This window comes from Streptomyces sp. NPDC059832 (assembly GCF_042731715.1).
Classification (GTDB): domain Bacteria; phylum Actinomycetota; class Actinomycetes; order Streptomycetales; family Streptomycetaceae; genus Streptomyces.
This window is the reverse complement of sequence record NZ_JBHWIY010000057.1, coordinates 12,589-30,209: the sequence shown is the minus strand read 5'-3', so window position 1 is coordinate 30,209 and position 17,621 is coordinate 12,589. Positions and strand designations below refer to the sequence as shown.

The following is a 17,621-nucleotide window of genomic DNA, read 5'->3' as shown; positions in this document are numbered from 1 at the left end:
CACCGTCAGGTCATCGGCGAAATGCCGGTCACCAGTGGCGTCGGGCACGTACTTCACACAGACAACGATCCTCAAGCTCACGCCGGCTCTCCTACCTGGTGTGGTTCGTAGGGATGACGATATGGCACTCAGTACCCTCTGTAAAGGAACCTGGTGCCATAGGAGGCTCTCCGGTGCTACGTTCCGGGCATGACTGACGCGCGCAGACCAGCGAAGAAGGCCCCGATGCGGGAGGTGCTCGCCGAGGCGGCCTTCCAGCTCTTCCTGGAGCGGGGCTTCGAACAGACCACGGTGGACGACATCGTGGCGCGGGCCGGGGTCGGGCGCCGGTCGTTCTTCCGGTACTTCCCCTCCAAGGAGGACGCGGTCTTCCCGGATCATGAGCGGTGCCTCGCCGACATGACCGCGTTCCTGGCGGAGGCCGGCGACGCCGAGCCGGTGGACGCGGTGAGCGACGCGGCCCGGCTGGTGCTGCGCATGTACGCCGCCAATCCGGAGTTCTCCGTCCAGCGGTACCGGCTCACCCGGGAGGTACCCGGGCTGCGTACCTACGAACTGTCCGTGGTGCGGCGGTACGAGCAGACGCTGGCCGGATATCTGCGCGGCAGGTACGGCGAATCGGACGACGGGGCGCTGCGCGCCGAGGTGATCGCCGCGTCCGTGGTCGCCGCGCACAACAACGGGCTGCGGACGTGGCTGCGTTCGGGCGGCGAGGGGGACGCGGAGGCCGCCGTCGATCACGCGCTCGGGATGGTGCGCCGGGTGTGGGGGAGTGGGACGGCCGGGGGTGCGGCCGTGCCTCCGGGCGAAGGCGATGTGGTGGTGATGGTCGCGGCGAAGGGGGCTCCGATGTGGCGCGTGGTGCAGCAGATCGAGTCGGCCATCGGGCAGGGCTGACCCTTCGGCCCGACCCGATCTGGCACTGAGTGTCTTTACGTTTCGGCACTCAGTGCCCTATGGTGCGGACGCGCCGACGCGCAGGTACGGCGCATCCGAGCCGAGCGCAGGGGGTCGAACGTGTCCCAGTCATCAAGTGGCACCGTGCAGACGGTGCATGAGGAAGCCGGCCTGAACTACCACCGGTGCCGCTGGTGCGGCACGGCCTCCTTCCGGAGGCTGCTGTGCCCGGTGTGCGCGTCGAGCGATCTGAGGCCCGAACACAGCGACGGTCTGGGCGTCGTGGTGAGGTCCGGCGTCGTCCACCGCTACACGGAGGCCGCGCGCAACGAATCCCTCGTCCGGCTCCCCGAAGGCTTCGTGTTCCGCTGCCGTGTCGTGGGCGCGGCCCCGGACCGGGTGTCGGTCGGCGCCCGGGTGCGCCCCGTCGCCGTGGACGGTCCGGACGCGGGCGAAGTGGTCTTCGAGCTCTGCGAACCGCCCGCGTGCGACGAGTGGTTCTGATCGCCCTTGAGGGCGGAGGCGGGCCCGAAGCGGTGTCGGGCGGTCGATAGTCTGCCGATGGCCGGGGCGGCGGAGGAAGGGTTGCGGACTGCCCGGTTTCTCCCGGGCTGGTCCGTGAGTGCCATCGGTGCCTCCGCATTCTTCAAGTGACAAGGAAGCAGGGCATGTTCACCACCCGTCCCACTCTCCAGGGCACCTTCGGCATGGTCTCCTCCACCCACTGGCTCGCCTCGCAGTCCGCGATGGCCGTCCTGGAGGACGGCGGCAACGCCTACGACGCGGCCGTCGCCGCCGGATTCGTCCTGCATGTCGTCGAACCGCACCTCAACGGCCCGGCCGGCGAGGTGCCGATGATCCTGGCGCCGAAGGACGGCGAGGTGCGGGTGCTGTGCGGCCAGGGCCCGGCCCCGGCCGGCGCGACCGTCGCCCACTACCGCTCCCTCGGCCTCGATCTGGTCCCCGGCACCGGACCGCTCGCCGCGGCCGTACCGGGCGCCTTCGACGCCTGGATGCTGCTGCTGCGCGACCACGGCACCAAGACCCTCGCCGAGGTGCTGCGGTACGCGATCGGCTACGCCGAGGACGGCCACGCACCCGTCGAGCAGGTCGGCCGGACCGTGGAGACCGTACGCGAACTCTTCGAGACAGAATGGCAGTCCTCCGCCGAGGTGTACCTGCCAGGCGGCACGTCGCCCCGGCCGGGCGAGCTGTTCCGCAACCCCGCGCTCGCCGCCACCTGGCGCCGGCTGATCGCCGAGGCCGAGGAGACGGGCGGCACGGACCGGGCCGCCCGGATAGACGCCGCCCGCCGGATCTGGAGCGAGGGCTTCGTCGCCGAGGCCCTGGTCCGCCAGGCCGGCCGCCCCACCATGGACACCAGCGGCACCCGCCACACCGGCACGCTCACCGCCGCCGACCTGGCCGGCTGGTCCGCGTCCTACGAGGCGCCCGCCACGTACGACTGGAACGGCTGGACGCTCGCCAAGGCGGCCGGCTGGAGCCAGGGCCCCGCCTTCCTCCAGCAGCTCGCCCTGCTCCCCGCCGAGCTGCCGCGGTACGGCAGCGCCGACTACGTCCACCTGCTCATCGAGGGCTGCAAGCTCGCCATGGCCGACCGGGAGGCCTGGTACGGCGACGCCGCCGACGTCCCGCTCGACACGCTGCTCTCCGAGCCGTACAACGCCGAGCGCCGCGCCCTCATCACCGCCGAGGCCTCGCACGAGCTGCGCCCCGGCAGCCCGGACGGCCGCACCCCCGTGCTCAGCGGCCAGGCCCACGCGGTCGCCCGCGGCGGGACCGGTTTCGACGCCATGGGCATCCCGACGGCGGGCGTCGGCGAGCCGACCGTCGCCAAGGACGGCACGACCCGTGGTGACACCTGCCACGTCGATGTGGTCGACCGCTGGGGCAACATGGTCTCCGCCACTCCCAGCGGCGGCTGGCTCCAGTCCAACCCGGTCGTGCCGGAGCTCGGCTTCCCGCTCGGCACCCGGCTCCAGATGGCCTGGCTGGACGAGGGCCTGCCGAACTCCCTGACCCCCGGCCGTCGCCCCCGCACCACCCTCACCCCGTCCCTGGCCCTGCGCGACGGGGTCCCCGTCATGGCGTTCGGCACGCCCGGCGGCGACCAGCAGGACCAGTGGCAGGTGCACTTCTTCCTGGCGGTGGCGCTGCGTGCCGAGGTCCGCGGCGGACTCGACCTCCAGGGCGCCATCGACGCCCCGAACTGGCACAACGACAGCTTCCCGGGCTCCTTCTACCCGCGCGGGATGCGTCCCGGCAGCGTCACCGTCGAGGCGGGCATGGACCCGGAGGTCGTCGAGGAACTGCGCCGCCGCGGCCATGACGTCACCGTCGGCGATCCGTGGTCCGAGGGCCGGTTGTGCGCCGTGGCCCGTGACCCGGAGACCGGAGTGCTGTCCGCGGCCGCCAACCCGCGGGGCATGCAGGGGTACGCCGTCGGACGCTGAGCGGCCACTTCCCCGACATGACCAGGTCGTCGGGGCCCCGGTGGGGCGTGATTGGCTGGAGCCATGATCGATGAATTCCTTACCGGGGACCTGACCGAGGTCGAGGCGGCGGTTCGCGCAGCGGCCGCCGCCGAGATCATGCCCCGCTTCCGGCAGCTCGCCGCGCACGAGATCGTCGAGAAGAGCGGCCCGCACGACCTGGTCACCACCGCCGACCGCCTCGCCGAGGAACACCTCACCGCGTCCCTGACCAGGCTCCTGCCCGGCTCCGTCGTCGTCGGCGAGGAGGCGGTCCACGCCGATCCGAAGGTGAACGACGCCCTGGGCGGCGACGCACCGGTGTGGATCGTCGACCCGGTCGACGGCACCCGCCAGTTCGTCCGCGGCGAACCGGGCTTCTGCACCCTGGTCGCCCTCGCCCACCGCGGTGAACTCCTGGCCTCATGGACGTACGCCGCGGCCCTGGACGAGATGGCGGTCGCGGTCCGAGGCCGCGGCGCCACCCTCGACGGCAAGCCGATACGCTCCGGGTCGCCCGCCCCCGGGGCCGTTCTGCGCGTGGCGATGTCGCACCCCGACTACACCACCGACGCCCAGAAGCGCGCCCTGCTCGGCCTGCGCACCGAGGGGATCGACGCCCGCCCCTGCGGTTCGGCGGGTCTCGAATACCTCGCCGTCGCCCGTGGTGACCAGGACGCGGTCGCCTTCAACTGGGAGTACGCCTGGGACCACGCGGCGGGTCTGCTGCTGGTCACCGAGGCGGGCGGCGCCCAGGCCACCCTCTCCGGCGAGCCGTTCCGTATCGCCGGGGGCAACACCCTGCCGTTCACGGCGGCCCGCGACGAGGCGACCGTCGAACGCGTCCTCGCGGCGCTGCGCGGCGAAGCCTGACCGGACGGGACCCCGGTCGGGCGAGGAGCTCGCGGGTCAGCGCCCCGAGCCGGGCGCGGGCCTGCGGGTCGTACGCCTGCTCATGGGCGGCCGTGTCCGTGAAGCGGTCGAAGTATCGGCCGGTGACATCGGACAGGGCCGGATCGGTGATCAGCCGGACGGTGGGCCGCACGCCCTCCTCGACGGGCACGGCCGGCGTGAGCCCGTACTCCCGCACGCCGGGGGTGTCCCTCAGATGCGCCGGGTGCGGGGCATTGACCGTGACCCCGCTGCCCGCGGTCCTGTCGGCCAGATCGAAGGTCGACATGATCAGCGCGAGCTTGCCGCGGCAGTACGCCTCCAGCCCTTCGTAGTCGCGCTCCATCATGACGTCGTCGAAATCGACGGGCGCCCGAGATGCTCGCCGACGAGCGGGCGGTACGGAGCGAACGCCGGCTCGCCGACGAGTTCACCCCGGAGGAACGGGACTCCCTGCAGGATCTGCTCGCCCGCTGCGTCACGGCCATTCGGCGGGACTGAGCGGCGCCGGGCGCCCGCCGTCGCTACGAGCGGCCCACCTCAGCCGCCACAGGCCGACCGTACGTCCCTCACGATCTCCGCGGCCCGCTCCACCGCCGCCGCGTCCAGGCCCCGCAGCGCCTCGCCGATCCGTTCGGTGTAGTGCGCGGGGGTGTCCGGCAGGGCCGCTGCCGCAGCCGACGCGCCCTTCTCGTTCAGACACCAGGTGCGGTGGTGGGCGTGGAGGGACTGGGCGAGGATGCCGAAGGCCCGTGACAGGCACAGGGAGACATGGAGCGTGTCACCGCCGGGAGCCGACTTGCGGGCGGCCGCCACCGAGAATTCCGCCTCCCACGCGGCTTCGACGAGCGCGGCGCGCAGCGGCTCCGGATAGTTCCGGGTCTCCTTCTGGAGCGCCGTCAATTCACCTCGCGGATCGGCGAGTACGCGCCCCAGCGCGACCTCGCCGGGGTACGCGGGGGACCAGAACCCGAGCGGATGGCCGGGCTGCACGCCCACTTCGAAGCGTCCTTCGCGGCAGTCCGCCCAGACCGCCTCCACCCGGTCCAGATCGCGCAGGATCCAGTCCACCGGGACACCGTCCACCCGCAGCCACGCGCCGCCGTCGACCCACGGTCCCCACCCGCCGGGACCGGCGACCTCGGCGGGGGAACCCTGCACCTCGGAGGCCAGCGCGGTCAGCGCGGCCACGTCGGGGGTGCCGCGGTAGTACACGCCCAGATCCCAGTCGGAGTCCGGACGGTGGGCGCCGCGGGCCCGGCTGCCGCCCAGTGCGACGGCCCGGATGCCGGGCAGGTCGGTGAGCCGGGACGCCATGCCGGCGATATGGGCGGGCACGGCGGCTTCGCGGGCAGTCACGGGCGCGGCCTGGGAGTTCGGTGTATTCATCGCCCTGCGACCATACCCGCGACCGCGCTGTCGGTGTCTCGGAATATCCTGGGTGTCCTGGCCATCGGCTGACGAAGGAGTCCGAAGGTGCCGTCGATGCTCGATGCAGTCGTCGTGGGGGCGGGCCCCAACGGACTGACCGCCGCGGCCGAACTGGCCCGCCGCGGTTTCGCCGTGGAGGTCTTCGAAGCCGAGGAGACCGTCGGGGGCGGTGCCCGTACCGAGGAGCTCACCCTTCCCGGATTCCGGCACGACCCCTGTTCCGCCGTCCACCCACTGGGCATCGGCTCACCCGCGTTCGACGCGATGCCGCTCGCCCGGCACGGCCTGGAGTGGCTCCAGCCCGAGCTGGCGCTCGCCCACCCGTTCCCGGACGGCACGGCCGCCGTGCTCACCGGCTCGGTGGGGGAGAGCGCCATGTCGTTGGGGGCCCGGGACGCGGGGGCGTACCGCAGGCTCGTCGCCCCCTACCTCGGCCACTGGGACACTCTCGCCCAGGACTTCCTGCGCACCCCGTGGGACGGGCTGCCCCGTGACCCCTACCGCTGGGTGCGCTTCGGTCTCGACGCGCTCCAGCCCGCGTCGCTGCTCTCCCGCCGCTTCGACGGTGCGAAGGCGCGCGGTCTGTTCGCCGGGCTCGCCGCCCATGCCATCGCGCCCACCAGCGGTCCGGCGACCGGCGGGATCGCCCTGCTGTTCGCGCTGGCGGCCCACGAGAAGGGGTGGCCCGTGCCGCGCGGCGGATCGCAGGCCATCTCCGACGCCCTTGCCTCGTACATACGCGAGCAGGGCGGCACGATCCGTACCGGTACGGAGGTCAAGCGTCTGGACGAGCTGCCGCCCGCCCGCGCCTACGTCTTCGACACCTCGCCCACCGCCCTCGCCCGCATCGCCGGGCTGGGCCACGCCTACCGCGGCTACCGGTACGGCGCGTCCTGCTTCAAGATCGATTACGCCCTGTCGGGCCCCGTCCCCTGGACCGCGGAGGAGGCCCGTCGGGCCGGCACGGTCCACGTCGGCCCCACGGCCGGCGAGATCGACTCCGCGCTGCGGGCCGCGGTGACGGGCCGCGACCCGAGCGTGCCGTTCCTGATCAGCGCACAGCCCAGCCTGGTCGATCCGTCCCGCGCGCCCGAGGGCCGTCACGTCTTCTGGGTGTACGGACACGTCCCGTCGGGCTGGGAGGGCGACGCCACCGACGTCATCGAACGGCAACTGGAGCGTTTCGCCCCCGGGTTCCGCGACCTGGTCCTCGCCCGCGCGGTGGCGGGACCGCCCGAGCTCGCGAGACGCAATGCCAACTACGTCGGCGGCGACATCGCGTGCGGTGCGTTCTCCGGCCTGCAGACGGTGCTCCGGCCCAAGCTCGCACGCGTGCCGTACGCGACGGCGCACCCGGCGGTGTTCCTGTGCTCCTCGGCCACTCCGCCCGGCCCCGGGGTGCACGGCATGTCGGGCCACCACGCGGCGAAGGCGGTCTGGCGGCGCCTGCGGGCGGCCTGAGAGCCTGGCGGGTGACCTTCGACCGGGAGGTGGGAGGTCACCCGCCAGGCTCCGAGGGCTTCACAGGGCATGATGTCCGCCATGCGTACACCCGAGGGCGTCACCGTCACCCTGGTCCGCGGTGACATCACCCGGCAGTCCGTCGATGTCATCGTCAACGCGGCGAACTCCTCCCTGCTCGGCGGCGGCGGGGTCGACGGCGCGATCCACCGGCGCGGCGGTCCGGAAATCCTCGCCGCCTGCCGGAAGTTGCGCGCGTCGCAGTACGGAAAGGGCCTGCGCACCGGCCAGGCGGTCGCCACGACGGCCGGGGAGCTCGACGCGCGATGGGTGGTCCACACCGTCGGCCCGGTCTGGAGCAGCTCCGAGGACCGTTCCGCCCTCCTGGCCTCGTGCTACCGCGAATCGCTGCGTACGGCAGTGGAGTTGGGGGCGCGTACCGTCGCCTTCCCGGCCATCTCGACCGGGATCTACGGCTGGCCCATGGACGACGGGGCGAGGATCGCCGTCCGCACGGTGGTGGAGGAGGCCGCGCCGCCCGTGGAGGAGGTGCGGTTCGTGCTGTTCGACGCGCATGCGTACGCGGAGTTCGAAGAGGTACTGGCGGCGCGGGGCTGATCCGCGGACGCCGCGTGTGCCCGACGGACGGGGAGGGGCCCGGCGAACGCACGCGGCGTGCGGGTGCTACCTGTGCGCGTAGGGCAGCAGGGCCATCTCCCGGGCGTTGCGGATGGCCCGCGCGAGCCGGCGCTGCTGCTGGGCGTCGACCCGGGTCACACGGCGGCTGCGGATCTTGCCGCGGTCGGAGATGAACTTCCGCAGCAACTCGGTGTCCTTGTAGTCGATGCGGGTGATTCCGGCCGCGTCCAGGAGGTTGGGACGGGGCTTCTGCGGACGGTGGGGATCGTCGCGTCGTGCCATGAGAATTCCTTGGATTCAGGAGATCGGGTCGAGGAGCGGGGCGAAGGGGGCCGGGAGCTGTTTCCACGCCTCGGGGCCCGCGGCGTATTCGGTGTCGGTGAGCAGGCAGGATTCGAGGAGCCGGGCCAGCCCGTCCCGGTCGAGGCCGGGGGAGGTGAAGACGAGGTGCTGGCAGCGGTCGCCGTGCTCGGGGTGCCAGTCGAGGGCGGCCGCCGCCCTGCGGACGGGAGGCACCATGTCCCAGGCCGCGTCCGGCAGGGAGGCCAGCCACGGTCCCGCGCTCTCCACGCAGAGCGCACCACCGGCGGCGTCCCAGGCCAGCAGGGTGTCGGGGCGGTCGGCGAGCCAGAAGCGGCCACGGCTGCGTGCCGCCGCACAGCAGAGGTCCTCCAGTGCCTGGTGGAGACGCTCGGGGTGGAAGGGGCGGTGGCGATGCCAGACGAGTGTGGCGACCCCGGCCTCCTCCGCCTCCTGCGGCAGCAGCGCGCATGCGGGGTGCTGGGCGGCCGCCGCCGCTTCCACGTCGAAGCCGGCGAAGGCGAGCCGGCCCAGTTCGGGTGAACCGGCCGATACCTGACGGGCCGTCGGGTGCAGCTGAGCGAGCAGCGCGTGGTCCTCCTCGTCGGCCGTCTCGCTGTCGACGAGAGCGAGCACGGGCGCGTACTCCAGTTGTCGCGCCCAGGTGTCGCCGACGGTCCGCCGGTCCGTGGCGGCCGCCGCGAGACCCACCTCGGCCAGATCGTCGCCGTTCCCGAGGCAGGGCAGTACGAGAGCGGGGTCGACGGCGGTCATCACGTTGGTGAGTTCGAGGACTTCGCCGCCGTGCGCGACGACGACCTCGGCCATCGCCCTGGGTTCCACGGAGTCCCACAGCTCGACGATCGCGAGCCGGGTCGGCCCGATGCCCGCCAGCCGTTCCAGCTCCGGGACCAGGTCCTCGCGCAATGCGCAGCAGGCGCAGTCGTTGACGAGCGGGGCCTCCCCGAGCGACAGATCGCCCCCGGCGTCCCGTACGAGGCGTCGCACGGTGCCCTCGGCGGCGGTGGCCAGATCGTGGTGGACCGCGACGCTGCCGGGGACGGTGCGCAGCAGCCGGTCCACCACCTCCCTGCGGGCGTCGGAGTGGAGCCCGCCGACGATCACGACGGGCAACCGGCCGCTGTCCCGCATCAGTTCGCCCCGCTTCGGCCGTAGCGGCGCTCGAACCGCTCGACGCGGCCCGCGGTGTCCAGGACACGGGCGGTGCCCGTGTGGAACGGATGGCTCGCGGAGGAGATCTCGACATCGACGACGGGGTAGGTGTTCCCGTCCTCCCATTCGATCGTCTTCGCGGCGGTCGCGGTGGAGCGGGTGAGGAAGGCGGAGCCGGCGGCCTTGTCGCGGAAGACGACGGGGCCGTACGCGGGGTGGATTCCGGGCTTCATGAAGGTGTCCTTCCGATCAGGGGTCGGGGGTCGGGGACGGGGGCCGGGTCAGCGCTCTTCGCGGAAATCGACGTGCTTGCGGGCGACCGGGTCGTACTTGCGCAGGACCACGCGCTCGGGGTCGTTCCGGCGGTTCTTGCGGGTGACGTAGGTGTAGCCGGTCCCGGCGGTGGAGCGGAGCTTGATGACCGGGCGTAGTTCGTTGCGAGGCATGCCGCTACTATATGGCAATGATTTCCATTTCCAACAAGTGGTTTCCCGTGGAAGGCAGGTAGCTCCATGTCCGCCCATTGCCAACTGACCGGCGCCCGGCCGGGCTTCGGCAAGAACATCTCCCACTCGCACCGGCGCACCTCGCGCCGCTTCGACCCCAACATCCAGCGCAAGAGGTACTGGCTGCCGAGTGAAGGCCGGTACGTCCGGCTGACGCTCGGCGCCAGGGCGATCAGGACCGTCGACAACATCGGGATCGAGGCGGCCGTCGCCCGTATCCGCGCCAGGGGAGTGAAGGTCTGATGGCCAAGAAGAGCAAGATCGCGCAGAACGAGAGGCGCCGGGCGACCGTCGAGCGGTACGCCACCCGTCGCGCCGAGTTGAAGGAGGTCATCCGCCGGCCGTCCTCCACGGCTGCCGAACGGCGGGCCGCCGCGGACGAGCTCCGGCGCCAGCCGCGCGACGCCAGTGCGACCCGGGTGCGCAACCGGGACAGTGTGGACGGGCGGCCCCGCGGCTACCTGCGGAAGTTCGGCCTCTCCCGCGTCCGCGCACGCGAGCAGGCCCATGCCGGATTCCTGCCGGGGGTCACCAAGTCCTCCTGGTGAAGGCCGGTCGACGCCCGCCTCCACCCGGCGGTGCGACATGGCCGTGCGCCGGGGCCGGCGGTGCCGCGACCGCGGCCACCGCCCGCCCCGGAGCGCTCCGGCCCGCGGTGCGGGTTCCGGCTCGATCCGGGGCATGGCCGGGCAGCGTGGCCCCGCCCCGCGGCGAGGAGGCCGGACGGGGCCGCGCCGAAGGCCGAAGAAGTCCTGGCAGCTCAAGGTTGATGTCGGATTCTCGCCAGCCCCCGGGTGCCGGGTGGCGGATCCTTGAGTCATGTACACCGACACCGAGCGCTGCGTACGGGCCGTCCAGTCCAAGGACGCCCGCTTCGACGGCTGGTTCTTCACGGCGGTCCTGACCACCCGGATCTACTGCCGCCCCAGCTGCCCGGTAGTGCCGCCCAAGGTCGTGAACATGACCTTCTACCCCAGCGCCGCGGCCTGTCAGCAGGCCGGATTCCGGGCCTGCAAACGGTGCAGACCCGACACCAGCCCCGGCTCCCCGGAGTGGAATGCCCGAGCCGACTCCGTCGCCCGCGCGATGCGGCTCATCCGGGACGGTGTCGTCGACCGCGAGGGCGTCCCCGGACTCGCGGCCCGGCTCGGCTACTCAGCCCGGCAGATCGAGCGCCAGCTGCTCGCCGAGCTCGGCGCCGGGCCGCTCGCCCTGGCCCGCGCGCAGCGTGCCCAGACCGCGAGGCTGCTGATCGAGACGACCGGACTCCCCATGGCGGAAGTCGCGTTCGCCGCAGGGTTCTCCTCGGTACGTACGTTCAACGACACCGTCCGTGAGGTCTTCGCGCTCGCCCCGGGCGAGCTGCGCAGCCGCGCCGCCCGGTCCGCGAGACCGCCGGCCACTCCGGGAGTGATAGCGCTGCGGCTGCCGTACCGTGCCCCGCTCAACCCCAGCAACCTCTTCGGCCACCTCGCCGCGACCGCTGTCCCCGGCGTCGAGGAGTGGCGGGACGGCGCCTACCGTCGCACGCTCTCCCTGCGGTACGGACACGGCATCGTCGCTCTCGCCCCGCGCCCCGATCACATCGCCTGCCGCCTCTCCCTCACCGATCCGCGTGATCTCACCCTCGCGATCAGCCGCTGCCGCTGGCTGCTCGACCTGGACGCCGACCCGGTGGCCGTCGACGAGCAGCTGTCCGCCGATCCACTCCTCACCCCCCTGGTGCGCAAGGCGCCGGGCCGACGCGTCCCGCGCACCGTCGACGGCGCGGAGTTCGCCGTACGGGCGGTGCTCGGCCAGCAGGTCTCGACCGCCGCCGCCCGTACCCACGCGGCCCGTCTGGTCACCGCGCACGGCCTGCCCGTCGACGACCCGGAGGGCGGCCTCAGCCACCTCTTCCCGGACCCCGAGGCGCTCGCCGGACTCGACCCCGAACGCCTCGCCCTGCCACGCAGCCGCCGCACCACCCTCACCACCCTCGTCGGCGCGCTCGCCGACGGATCGCTGCGGCTCGGCACCGACACCGACTGGGAGCGGGCGCGGGCCGAACTGACCGCCCTCCCCGGCTTCGGCCCCTGGACCGTCGAGGTCATCGCGATGCGGGCGCTCGGCGACCCGGACGCCTTCCTCCCCACCGACCTCGGCATCCGGCGCGCGGCCGAGGAGCTCGGCCTCCCCTCGACACCCGCGGCGCTCACCGCCCGCGCGGCCGCCTGGCGCCCCTGGCGGGCCTACGCGGTCCAGTACCTGTGGACCGTGGACGACCACCCCATCAACCACCTGCCCACCTGAGGAATCCGGGAAGTCCAGCCATGACAACGACGCATCCGCGTACGGCGACCAGGCAGCACACGGTCGTCGACAGCCCGTACGGTCCGCTCACCCTCGTCGCCACCGACGGGGTCCTCGCGGGCCTCTACATGACCGGCCAGCGGCACCGCCCGCCGGAGGAGACCTTCGGCGAACCCGACCCCCGGCCCTTCACGGAGGCCGCCCGCCAGCTCGACGCCTACTTCGCCGGGGAACTGCGCACCTTCGATCTGCCGTTGTGCCTGGACGGCACCCCGTTCCAGCGCAGCGTCTGGGCGCAGCTCCAGCTGATTCCGTACGGCGAGACCCGCTCGTACGGTGAACTGGCCGAGAACCTCGGCAAGCCGGGCGCCTCACGTGCCGTGGGACTCGCCAACGGCAAGAATCCGGTGGGCATCATCGTCCCCTGCCACCGTGTCATCGGCGCCTCGGGCAGCCTCACCGGCTACGGCGGCGGACTCGACCGCAAGCAGCGGCTGCTGGCCTTCGAGAACGGTACGGCGGACGACACCCCGGCGCTCTTCTGACGGCACCCCGGCGCGCTTCCGGCGCCGCCCGTGCCCGTGGACGTGAGAACGGGCCCGGACATCCAGGTCCGGGCCCGTTCTCACGTCGGGAAGTGCCGTACGGGCGCGCCGTCAGCCGGTGAAGATCTCCACCAGGGTCCAGATCGCCAGCCCCAGCATGCAGAGCCCGCCGATCCGCTGGACCGTCTTCAGCGGCACGCGCTTCGCGATGAAACGCCCGGCGAGCAGTGCCAGCGCCGAGACGGACATCAGAGCGGCCGCGGACCCGATCGCCGTGGACCACGTGCCGTTGCTCGCGGCCAGATTGGCCGTGGTGATCTGGGTGAGGTCGCCCCACTCGCTGATGAAGACGGCCATGAACGCGGTTGAGTAGACCGGCCAGAAACCGGTCACCGTCTTCGTGCCACCGTCCTCGTCCTCGTCGCCGCCGCCGGCGCGCAGCAGCATGAAGGCCCCGAACGCGAAGAGGGAGGCCGAGACGAGCTTGACGATCCAGTCGGGCAGCAGCCCGATCAGGCTGCCGGCCCCCACCGCGATGGCGACGTGCACGATGAACGCGGACGATGTGCCGAACCAGACGTACAGCGGTCGCATGCGGGTGCCCATGGCGAGCGACGCGAACATCGTCTTGTCGGGGAGTTCCGCGAGGAAGATCAGCCCGAAGGCGGTGAGAATCGCCAGGGGGTCGAGGTGCATTCCGGGTGGCTTTCTGTAGGAGCCGGGCCCCGGGCCTTCGCGAAGTGCCACTGGGGCTTCCGGAGGACCACTCGGCCCGGCATGACGTCAGCGCCCACGGGGTGCGGGCGTGTCATACCTGACCGAAGGTCTCGCCCGCCCGCGGTGATCCACGAGCCCGGCCACCGGGAACCCGGAGGTTCCAGTGTGTCGACGACCGGTTTGCGGGGCTACTCCCCTTCGCAGCCACCAACTGTACCCCACCCGCTCATGGGGCCGAGCAGATGTTCGACCCGGTGGTGGGGGTGGGTACAGTCCCATGGTGATCATCCGAGCCCGCACCGGAAGCGTCCCCGCATGAGCCGCCGCACCCGAAGGGCGGTCCCTGCCCAGGGCGCGCCCCGCCCCACCGTCAGTGTCTGCCGCGGTTGCTGCTGCGGGACGCCCAAGGTCCCGGACGTGGACCACGCCGGCCAGCTCGCCGAGCTGCGGCGCTCGCTCGGCCAGCTGGCCACGGTCCGCGCCGTGGAGTGCCTGGACGCCTGCGAACAGGCCAATGTCGTCGTCGTGCAGCCGTCGGCCGAGGGTCGTCGCGCCGGCGGCCGTCCGGTCTGGCTCGGGCTGGTCAACGATCCGGACGCCGTGACGGACATCGTCGCCTGGGTCGAGGCGGGCGGTCCGGGGCTGGCGGACCCGCCGGAGATCCTCGACCTGTACACGTTCCGCGCCTCGCGCCGCATACAGCAGGAACTCGACCACTAGGCCCCGTCGTCAAACTGCCGTCTGCCGCGGAGCACGGCCGGGCCGCTACCGCGCCTCGGGCTTCACCATCAGGAAGAAGGCCTGCGGGGTCTTCTCCCACCGGTCCGCCTCGCGGACCAGCCGGGCCTGCACGCGGAACCCGGCCTCCACCAGCATGTCGGCCACCGCGTCGGGCACGAACCGGTAGACATCGAGCGTCACCGCATGTCCGTACGCCTGCTCCAGGCGGACGCACTCGTCGCCGACCTTGAAAGCCATGAGCAGATGGCCGCCCGGCGCCAGGACGCGATGGAACTCGGCGAAGAATTCGGGCAGCTGCTCCGGCGGGGTGTGGACCAGGGAGTACCAGGCGAGCGCGCCGGCCAGGCTGCCGTCCGCCAGGTCCAGGGCGGTCATCGACCCCTCGGCGAAGTCGAGGCCCGGGTACGTCTCGCGGGCCACCGTGATCATGCCCGGCGAGAGGTCGATGCCGAAGGCGGTCAGCCCGAGGTCGCGCAGAATCGCCGTCACCCGACCGGGACCGCAGCCCAGATCGCCCACCTGCCCGCCGCCGCCCGTCGTCACGAGATGCGCGAAGGCGGTCAGCATGGCCTTGTCGTACGGCTTGTCCGCCATCTCGTCGGCCAGCAGCATGGCGTAGTCGGCGGCGACGGTGTCGTACGAGGCGCGCGTGGTGTCGAGGGGTGAGGGTTCTGTCATGCGGGGGACCGTACAGCTCCCCGCCGGCACTTCCCGGCCGGGCCGGCGCACACGCGGCAGGGTCGAGAGCCTCCCGCCGCACCGGCCACTCAGCCCCCGGTGGCCGTACCGGAACCGTCGACCGGCCCCGTGCCGTCGGCCAGCCGCTTCAGCAGTGCGGGCAGTGCCGTGCCGATGGGCTCGCGGATGGTGGCCTCGGCCAGTTCGTCGTACGGCGTGGGTTCCGCGTTCACCACGATGAGCCGTGCCCCGTTGTCCACCGCGATCCCGGCCAGCGAGGCGGCGGGCTGCACCTGCAGCGTCGTACCGACCGCGATGAACACCTCGCAGGCCTTCGCGATCGACACCGCCTGGCCCAGCACCACCGGATCGAGCCGCTCACCGAACATGATCGTGGCCGATTTCAGGATGCCGCCGCAGACCGTGCACGACGGGTCGTCCTCTCCCGCCTCCACCCGGGCCAGCGCCTCGGCCATCGGGGAGCGGGCGTGACAGCGGGTGCAGACCACCTCACGCGCGGTCCCGTGCAGTTCCAGGACCTTGCGGGCGGGGACCCCGGCGAGTTGATGCAGACCGTCGACGTTCTGCGTGATCACCCGCACCGGGGCGCCGGACCGCTCCAGCTCCGCCACCGCGCGGTGGGCCGCGTTGGGCTCCGCGGCCCAGGTCGCACTGGTGCGACGCATCTGCCAGGAGCGGCGGCGGATCTCCGGATCGGCCATGTAGAAGTCGTACGTGACGAGCTTCTCGGCCTCCGGATCCTTGCGCCAGAGCCCGTTGGGCCCGCGGTAGTCGGGGATGCCGGAGTCCGTGGAGATGCCGGCGCCGCTGAGGATCGCGACGAGAGTCATGCCGCGAGCGTACGCAGCGCCGGACACTCCGGGCGAGGCCGTTTCGACCTCAGGAAGCCGTCGGACCCGTGGTGCGCGAGGTGCGTGTGGTGGACGTGGTGGACGTGGTGGACGTCAAGCCGCAGGGCCGGCCGGGGTGAACGGCGACGGGGTCAGACCCGTCCAGGTGTTCAGCACGGCGCTCGCGGTCTGCTTGGTCACGCCGCCGTCCTGGACGGTGCCGCTCCTCGCGACGTAGAACCGCCCGTCGTCGAGCGAGACCAGCCCGTACTGCCCGTACTGTCCCGGCGCCGGCCACCCGTACGTGCCGGTCGTGGTGTCGTGCGCGCCCTCGCGCAGCAGCGGGAGCAGCAGCCCGCGCTCCGGGCGCTGCTGCCCGCGCACCAGGCCGCGCACCGGCTTGCGCGCACCGTCCAGCGCGAAGACCGAGTAGTTGGGGAAGCCGGGCTTGGCGCCCTTGTAGACGGCCATCAGCCAGTTGCCGCTGTGCCCGTCGTACTCCAGGTTCTGCACGCCGTAATTGGTGTTCCCGGTGTACGCGAAGAACTTGCCGTCGACATGGGCGGGTCCGCTGGTGTGCGGGGCCGACTCGGTCAGCGGGCGCTCGTACTTCCTCCACCGGGTCACGTCGTACTGGAGCAGCACCTGGTGGTCGTTGTCCGCGCGGCCGGCGTTGGCGTACACGCCGTACGCGACCGTCAGCCTCTTCCCGGCGCGCTTGCCGCGGCGGTCGCCGAACGCCGGACCGAACGCGACACCGTCGATGCCGCTGCAGCCGTAGCGGTGGTCGGGCGTATCGCCCGTGTCGCCGTCGAAGACGCCGTCGCCGTTCATGTCGGCGGTGAAGTCCTTCACGACCTCCTTGAGGTAGACGGTCGAGACGACACCCGTGGACTGGGCGTCCATGTCCATCCGGGTGATGCGGTCGACGTCGAGGATCGCGATGTAGAAGGACTTCGCCTCCTTGTACTCCAGCGAGCCGTAGACCCGGCCGTCCTTCTCGTTGAAGTCCAGATCGCCGAGGTGGCCGGTGAATCCGGCGACCGAGCCGACCGGGTTGCCCTTGAGGTCGGTCTTGACCAGCAGGTTGGTCATCGAGAAGTACATGAAGCCCTTGCGGCGGTCGATGGCCATGCCCTGGACATGGCCGGACTGCCAGGCGCCGCCGTCGACCGACAGCGGCAGCTTGCCGTGTGCGGCCGGGGCCGGGGTCGATGCCGGTTCCGCGAGCGCCGTCGACGCCGTGGCGACAACTGCCGTACAGGCGAACGCTGCGACGATCGTGGCCAGCAGCCCGCTGAGGTGTCCCGTGTGCGTACGCATGATCCCTCCGCTGTCGTGGAGTCCGGATGATGCCGGTCGGGCGTGCACTGCGGACCAATGGCACATGAACGCGCGAGTCCGGCAGCCGTCGACCGGACTACCAGTCGACGACCGGTCAGCACAACGGGACACAACGGGAATACGGGCCGTATGCGGCGACGGGAGGACCTGGGCAACAGCTCCGCGCGTCAGTCGCCCACCGGGCGGCCGTCCTCCAGCTCCACCGCGCCACCACCGGATTCGAGCACGTCCAGCGCCGCCTTCACGCGCAGCGCGAGAGCGCCGAGCAGATAGGTGTCGATCTCCTCGCGCTCGACCAGTTTCCAGGACAGGAGCTCCTCCTCCTGGAGCCGGATCGCCTTCAACCGGGCCTCGTCCAGCACTCCGCCGTCGTACAGGTAGGCGGCGATCGGCGGACGCTGCGGGCCGCGTGCCCAGTCGATGGCGAGCAGCCGTCCCGGTTGAAGATCGAGACCGATCTCCTCGGCCGTCTCGCGCCGCGCGGCCTGCCGCGGACTCTCGCCGTCGTCGGACTCGATCGTTCCGCCGGGCAGGGCCCAGCCGTCCCGGTAGTTCGGCTCGACGATCAGTACCCGACCCCGGTCGTCCCGGAACACGGTGGCCGCGGCGGCCAGCACCCGGGGAAGCCCCGCGATGTAGGAGGTGTAGTCAGTGGTGGTCACG

22 protein-coding genes and 2 pseudogenes are annotated in these 17,621 nt (G+C 72.1%); 12 read left to right on the top strand and 12 right to left on the bottom strand.

What is annotated here, in order from left to right; all coding sequences use genetic code 11:
- Positions 1 to 81: pseudogene (locus ACFV8T_RS42755) on the bottom strand (electron transfer flavoprotein subunit beta); the annotation flags it as partial.
- 144 nt (positions 82 to 225) lie between these two features.
- On the opposite strand from ACFV8T_RS42755, the gene ACFV8T_RS42750 reads away from it, so the two are divergent.
- The 4 genes from ACFV8T_RS42750 (at position 226) to ACFV8T_RS42735 (ending at position 4,262) form a co-directional block, all read left to right on the top strand.
- Positions 226 to 897 (top strand): TetR family transcriptional regulator, encoded by a 672-nt coding sequence (locus ACFV8T_RS42750; protein ID WP_385338580.1) that lies wholly within the window; start codon positions 226 to 228, stop codon positions 895 to 897.
- Between the two features lie 153 nt (positions 898 to 1,050).
- On the top strand, positions 1,051 to 1,401 hold the full coding sequence (locus tag ACFV8T_RS42745) for a Zn-ribbon domain-containing OB-fold protein (RefSeq protein WP_385338577.1): 351 nt from the start codon (positions 1,051 to 1,053) through the stop codon (positions 1,399 to 1,401).
- A gap of 164 nt (positions 1,402 to 1,565) precedes the next feature.
- Complete coding sequence (locus ACFV8T_RS42740; protein WP_385338575.1) at positions 1,566 to 3,371, top strand: gamma-glutamyltransferase family protein; 1,806 nt, start codon at positions 1,566 to 1,568, stop codon at positions 3,369 to 3,371.
- A 63-nt stretch (positions 3,372 to 3,434) separates the two neighbouring features.
- Entirely contained in the window at positions 3,435 to 4,262 is an 828-nt protein-coding gene (locus ACFV8T_RS42735) for an inositol monophosphatase family protein (protein ID WP_385338573.1), read from the top strand.
- Positions 4,263 to 4,284: 22 nt separating this feature from the next.
- Here ACFV8T_RS42735 and ACFV8T_RS42730 read toward each other — a convergent pair.
- Positions 4,285 to 4,647 (bottom strand): annotated as a pseudogene (locus ACFV8T_RS42730) (3-oxoacyl-ACP reductase); the annotation flags it as partial.
- Between the two features lie 11 nt (positions 4,648 to 4,658).
- Between ACFV8T_RS42730 and ACFV8T_RS42725 the strand changes: the two are divergent.
- Complete coding sequence (locus tag ACFV8T_RS42725) at positions 4,659 to 4,781, top strand: hypothetical protein (protein WP_385338570.1); 123 nt, start codon at positions 4,659 to 4,661, stop codon at positions 4,779 to 4,781.
- A 39-nt stretch (positions 4,782 to 4,820) separates the two neighbouring features.
- Here ACFV8T_RS42725 and ACFV8T_RS42720 read toward each other — a convergent pair whose 3' ends face one another.
- A complete protein-coding gene (locus ACFV8T_RS42720; protein WP_385338583.1) occupies positions 4,821 to 5,597 on the bottom strand; it encodes a nucleotidyltransferase domain-containing protein in 777 nt (258 codons plus the stop codon).
- A gap of 159 nt (positions 5,598 to 5,756) precedes the next feature.
- On the opposite strand from ACFV8T_RS42720, the gene ACFV8T_RS42715 reads away from it, so the two are divergent.
- A complete protein-coding gene (locus tag ACFV8T_RS42715; RefSeq protein WP_385338567.1) occupies positions 5,757 to 7,172 on the top strand; it encodes a phytoene desaturase family protein in 1,416 nt (471 codons plus the stop codon).
- 81 nt (positions 7,173 to 7,253) lie between these two features.
- The gene (locus ACFV8T_RS42710; protein ID WP_385338564.1) at positions 7,254 to 7,790 is read left to right on the top strand and encodes an O-acetyl-ADP-ribose deacetylase; all 537 of its coding nucleotides are present in this window, start codon (positions 7,254 to 7,256) and stop codon (positions 7,788 to 7,790) included.
- 66 nt (positions 7,791 to 7,856) lie between these two features.
- Here ACFV8T_RS42710 and rpsR read toward each other — a convergent pair whose 3' ends face one another.
- The 4 genes from rpsR to rpmG are packed head-to-tail and all read right to left on the bottom strand — an operon-like array spanning position 7,857 to position 9,730.
- Positions 7,857 to 8,093, bottom strand: coding sequence for a 30S ribosomal protein S18 (gene rpsR / locus ACFV8T_RS42705; RefSeq protein ID WP_385338561.1), 237 nt, complete (start codon positions 8,091 to 8,093; stop codon positions 7,857 to 7,859).
- 15 nt (positions 8,094 to 8,108) lie between these two features.
- On the bottom strand, positions 8,109 to 9,263 hold the full coding sequence (locus ACFV8T_RS42700; protein ID WP_385338558.1) for a CobW family GTP-binding protein: 1,155 nt from the start codon (positions 9,261 to 9,263) through the stop codon (positions 8,109 to 8,111).
- Positions 9,263 to 9,517, bottom strand: a complete 255-nt coding sequence (locus ACFV8T_RS42695) for a type B 50S ribosomal protein L31 (protein WP_385338555.1) — start codon at positions 9,515 to 9,517, stop codon at positions 9,263 to 9,265. The genes ACFV8T_RS42700 and ACFV8T_RS42695 overlap by 1 nt, the downstream gene beginning before the upstream one ends.
- 48 nt (positions 9,518 to 9,565) lie before the next feature.
- The gene (rpmG, locus tag ACFV8T_RS42690; RefSeq protein ID WP_385338552.1) at positions 9,566 to 9,730 is read right to left on the bottom strand and encodes a 50S ribosomal protein L33; all 165 of its coding nucleotides are present in this window, start codon (positions 9,728 to 9,730) and stop codon (positions 9,566 to 9,568) included.
- Positions 9,731 to 9,796: 66 nt separating this feature from the next.
- Here rpmG and rpmB point away from each other — a divergent pair, with 66 nt between their 5' ends.
- The 4 genes from rpmB to ACFV8T_RS42670 all read left to right on the top strand — a co-directional run bounded on the left by rpmB (position 9,797) and on the right by ACFV8T_RS42670 (position 12,627).
- Positions 9,797 to 10,033: a 50S ribosomal protein L28 gene (rpmB, locus tag ACFV8T_RS42685; protein WP_266429123.1), complete on the top strand. Its 237-nt coding sequence runs from the start codon at positions 9,797 to 9,799 to the stop codon at positions 10,031 to 10,033.
- Complete coding sequence (rpsN, locus tag ACFV8T_RS42680) at positions 10,033 to 10,338, top strand: 30S ribosomal protein S14 (RefSeq protein WP_385338549.1); 306 nt, start codon at positions 10,033 to 10,035, stop codon at positions 10,336 to 10,338. Before rpmB ends, rpsN begins: the two co-directional genes overlap by 1 nt.
- A gap of 271 nt (positions 10,339 to 10,609) precedes the next feature.
- Entirely contained in the window at positions 10,610 to 12,082 is a 1,473-nt protein-coding gene (locus ACFV8T_RS42675) for an AlkA N-terminal domain-containing protein (RefSeq protein ID WP_385338546.1), read from the top strand.
- Positions 12,083 to 12,102: 20 nt separating this feature from the next.
- Positions 12,103 to 12,627: a methylated-DNA--[protein]-cysteine S-methyltransferase gene (locus tag ACFV8T_RS42670; protein ID WP_385338543.1), complete on the top strand. Its 525-nt coding sequence runs from the start codon at positions 12,103 to 12,105 to the stop codon at positions 12,625 to 12,627.
- 111 nt (positions 12,628 to 12,738) lie between these two features.
- Here the strand turns inward: ACFV8T_RS42670 and ACFV8T_RS42665 are convergent, their stop codons facing one another.
- Positions 12,739 to 13,323, bottom strand: coding sequence for a TMEM165/GDT1 family protein (locus tag ACFV8T_RS42665; protein WP_266429130.1), 585 nt, complete (start codon positions 13,321 to 13,323; stop codon positions 12,739 to 12,741).
- 336 nt (positions 13,324 to 13,659) lie between these two features.
- Here ACFV8T_RS42665 and ACFV8T_RS42660 point away from each other — a divergent pair, with 336 nt between their 5' ends.
- On the top strand, positions 13,660 to 14,064 hold the full coding sequence (locus ACFV8T_RS42660; protein WP_385338540.1) for a (2Fe-2S) ferredoxin domain-containing protein: 405 nt from the start codon (positions 13,660 to 13,662) through the stop codon (positions 14,062 to 14,064).
- Positions 14,065 to 14,109: 45 nt separating this feature from the next.
- Here the strand turns inward: ACFV8T_RS42660 and ACFV8T_RS42655 are convergent, their stop codons facing one another.
- The 4 genes from ACFV8T_RS42655 to ACFV8T_RS42640 all read right to left on the bottom strand — a co-directional run bounded on the left by ACFV8T_RS42655 (position 14,110) and on the right by ACFV8T_RS42640 (position 17,620).
- Positions 14,110 to 14,763 (bottom strand): class I SAM-dependent methyltransferase, encoded by a 654-nt coding sequence (locus tag ACFV8T_RS42655; protein ID WP_385338537.1) that lies wholly within the window; start codon positions 14,761 to 14,763, stop codon positions 14,110 to 14,112.
- An 89-nt stretch (positions 14,764 to 14,852) separates the two neighbouring features.
- Positions 14,853 to 15,614 (bottom strand): NAD-dependent deacetylase, encoded by a 762-nt coding sequence (locus tag ACFV8T_RS42650; RefSeq protein WP_385338534.1) that lies wholly within the window; start codon positions 15,612 to 15,614, stop codon positions 14,853 to 14,855.
- Positions 15,615 to 15,728: 114 nt separating this feature from the next.
- Entirely contained in the window at positions 15,729 to 16,937 is a 1,209-nt protein-coding gene (locus ACFV8T_RS42645; RefSeq protein WP_385338532.1) for a hypothetical protein, read from the bottom strand.
- 188 nt (positions 16,938 to 17,125) lie between these two features.
- Complete coding sequence (locus tag ACFV8T_RS42640) at positions 17,126 to 17,620, bottom strand: NUDIX domain-containing protein (RefSeq protein ID WP_385338529.1); 495 nt, start codon at positions 17,618 to 17,620, stop codon at positions 17,126 to 17,128.
- Between the last annotated feature and the right edge of the window lies 1 nt (position 17,621).

Excerpts from the sequence above, each read along its gene's own strand:
- rpmG (WP_385338552.1), bottom strand. The coding sequence starts at position 9,730 with ATGCCTCGCAACGAACTACGCCCGGTCATCAAGCTCCGCTCCACCGCC.
- ACFV8T_RS42650 (WP_385338534.1), bottom strand. The coding sequence starts at position 15,614 with ATGACTCTCGTCGCGATCCTCAGCGGCGCCGGCATCTCCACGGACTCC.
- rpsR (WP_385338561.1), bottom strand. The coding sequence starts at position 8,093 with ATGGCACGACGCGACGATCCCCACCGTCCGCAGAAGCCCCGTCCCAAC.
- ACFV8T_RS42645 (WP_385338532.1), bottom strand. The coding sequence starts at position 16,937 with ATGCGTACGCACACGGGACACCTCAGCGGGCTGCTGGCCACGATCGTC.
- ACFV8T_RS42675 (WP_385338546.1), top strand. The coding sequence starts at position 10,610 with ATGTACACCGACACCGAGCGCTGCGTACGGGCCGTCCAGTCCAAGGAC.
- rpmB (WP_266429123.1), top strand. The coding sequence starts at position 9,797 with ATGTCCGCCCATTGCCAACTGACCGGCGCCCGGCCGGGCTTCGGCAAG.
- ACFV8T_RS42670 (WP_385338543.1), top strand. The coding sequence starts at position 12,103 with ATGACAACGACGCATCCGCGTACGGCGACCAGGCAGCACACGGTCGTC.
- ACFV8T_RS42735 (WP_385338573.1), top strand. The coding sequence starts at position 3,435 with ATGATCGATGAATTCCTTACCGGGGACCTGACCGAGGTCGAGGCGGCG.
- ACFV8T_RS42695 (WP_385338555.1), bottom strand. The coding sequence starts at position 9,517 with ATGAAGCCCGGAATCCACCCCGCGTACGGCCCCGTCGTCTTCCGCGAC.
- ACFV8T_RS42750 (WP_385338580.1), top strand. The coding sequence starts at position 226 with ATGCGGGAGGTGCTCGCCGAGGCGGCCTTCCAGCTCTTCCTGGAGCGG.
- ACFV8T_RS42660 (WP_385338540.1), top strand. The coding sequence starts at position 13,660 with ATGAGCCGCCGCACCCGAAGGGCGGTCCCTGCCCAGGGCGCGCCCCGC.
- ACFV8T_RS42740 (WP_385338575.1), top strand. The coding sequence starts at position 1,566 with ATGTTCACCACCCGTCCCACTCTCCAGGGCACCTTCGGCATGGTCTCC.
- ACFV8T_RS42655 (WP_385338537.1), bottom strand. The coding sequence starts at position 14,763 with ATGACAGAACCCTCACCCCTCGACACCACGCGCGCCTCGTACGACACC.
- rpsN (WP_385338549.1), top strand. The coding sequence starts at position 10,033 with ATGGCCAAGAAGAGCAAGATCGCGCAGAACGAGAGGCGCCGGGCGACC.
- ACFV8T_RS42710 (WP_385338564.1), top strand. The coding sequence starts at position 7,254 with ATGCGTACACCCGAGGGCGTCACCGTCACCCTGGTCCGCGGTGACATC.
- ACFV8T_RS42720 (WP_385338583.1), bottom strand. The coding sequence starts at position 5,597 with ATGGCGTCCCGGCTCACCGACCTGCCCGGCATCCGGGCCGTCGCACTG.
- ACFV8T_RS42700 (WP_385338558.1), bottom strand. The coding sequence starts at position 9,263 with ATGCGGGACAGCGGCCGGTTGCCCGTCGTGATCGTCGGCGGGCTCCAC.
- ACFV8T_RS42725 (WP_385338570.1), top strand. The coding sequence starts at position 4,659 with ATGCTCGCCGACGAGCGGGCGGTACGGAGCGAACGCCGGCTCGCCGAC.
- ACFV8T_RS42665 (WP_266429130.1), bottom strand. The coding sequence starts at position 13,323 with ATGCACCTCGACCCCCTGGCGATTCTCACCGCCTTCGGGCTGATCTTC.